This window comes from Thioalkalivibrio sp. ALE23, assembly GCF_000378545.1.
In the GTDB taxonomy this organism is placed as follows: Bacteria; Pseudomonadota; Gammaproteobacteria; order Ectothiorhodospirales; family Ectothiorhodospiraceae; genus Thioalkalivibrio.
Map to the genome: position 1 here is coordinate 1 of NZ_KB900076.1, position 1,562 is coordinate 1,562.

Consider the following 1,562-nt stretch of genomic DNA (forward strand, 5'->3'; position numbering starts at 1 on the left):
AGATCCACGCGGTCGATGCCGGCGTCATGGAGATGGTTCACCGCGTCGTACCGGGACCGCCCGGTGTCGATCATCACGGTCTGGCCGTCCGCTTCGAACAGCATGGCATCGCCCTGGCCGACGGCGAGGGCGGTGACGTTCATGCTGGCGTTGGCGGACCCGGCGAACAGGGCGAGGGCAACGGCCGCGGACAGGGTGGAGAAACGGGGTCGAGGCATTGGCAAGCTCCTTCTTGAATGGCCGGCTCCAAGCCGGGGTCTGTTGACTCGCCCCCATCATAGCGCGGTCGGCTCGCGTTGCCATTTCTCGTCAGCGGCCCCATAAACCAGAAAAGCCCGCCGAACGCATCCGGCGGGCTTTTCTGCGAGTCGGCGTCCTGGCCGAGCGTCAGGCCGCTTCCCGGTTCTCTCCCATGGGTTCGTGGTCCCCCTGATGGTGGAGATCGTCCACCTCTGCCATGAACCAGCAGTGCGAACCGTCCGGGGCGCAGACCTGCACCTCCAGGAAGGTCTTGCCGCTCTCCGGCATTTCTTCGGGGCTGCCCGGATCGTAGGCGCGCGCGTCCTCCTCCGGCATGGGCTCTTCCTCGTCCTGGGAAGGCTGATAGACCAGCGAGGCCTCACGCAGCGCACCGTCCGGTTCCTGCGCTGTCCGGTCCCGAAGCGCCTTCAGCGCCTGCAGGTCCTGAAGACGTGGCCGTTTTTTCGGCGTCCCTTCCGGGCGCCCCGGCCGAAAACCTTCCGGTGCGTGCGTGCGGATGAAGGCTTCCTGGGCCATCGCCTGGTAGTCGCCCACCTTCATTTCCACCGCCAGCCGTACCCGCTCACTGCCTTCACGCGACGCCCATTCGAGGAGCTTTTCCGTTCCGTCACGGGACTCCGTATTGTTTTGCGGAGCGGGGTCCTGCTGGTTGGCATCCTGCATTTTCTTCTCCACTTCTTCCTGAACGCGTGAATCTTCCACCAGGTCGTCGATCGCTGCCTGGTTCGCCACCAGTTCTTCCTTGTTGCAGGCCGCCCGCACGATGGTTTCGAGATCGGGGGCTTTTCGGGCCTGGTTCAGATCCAGTTTCTGGATGGCAGCCGGGATCCGTTCGTAGTGCTGCCAGGTGAAGGCACGCAGCTCCCGGAGTCTGACCACATGGTGGTTAATAAGGAGCATTGCCGCCTCCTCGTTTGCCTCACTGAATTGCGGCTTTTCCGGCAGACTGCTCGTGCCATCCCGAGGCCCTATCAGGGGTTCCGGGTCTTCAGTATCGGCATCCAGCACGATTGCTTTGCCCCTGTTATCCGGAAGCTCCTGAACAGGCAGGCGCCCGAGGACGATTCGCTCCTCTTCTGTCAGCTTCCCTGCAGGTGATAGTTGCTCTTCATCCGTTTGCAGGAGTGTCGGGTAGCCATCCGCATCTTCGGTGGTATGTATCAGAAATTTCAATTTGATCCCTCCGTGGTCGTCTTCGGACATCACTGCAGCCGGAGTTGTTCGGCTGCGACGTTGCGTGCCTGCCGGATCGCGCCGGGCGGATCCTCGGCCCCCGGAGTCACCGGGAATCGCTTCTTGTC

The 1,562-nt window shown here is 62.9% G+C and carries 2 protein-coding genes; both read right to left on the minus strand.

The window, feature by feature from the left end:
* Positions 1–218, minus strand: a 218-nt coding sequence (locus tag F573_RS14520) for a hypothetical protein (RefSeq protein ID WP_038033619.1), incomplete at its 3' end; no start/stop codon positions are given.
* Between the two features lie 169 nt (positions 219–387).
* Positions 388–1,464 carry a hypothetical protein gene (locus tag F573_RS0113920; protein WP_155986696.1) on the minus strand — a complete coding sequence of 359 codons (1,077 nt, stop codon included), beginning with the start codon at positions 1,462–1,464 and terminating at the stop codon, positions 388–390.
* Positions 1,465–1,562 lie beyond the last annotated feature (98 nt).

Coding starts and splice junctions, on each gene's coding strand:
- F573_RS0113920 (WP_155986696.1), bottom strand. CDS start 1,464: ATGTCCGAAGACGACCACGGAGGGATCAAATTGAAATTTCTGATACAT.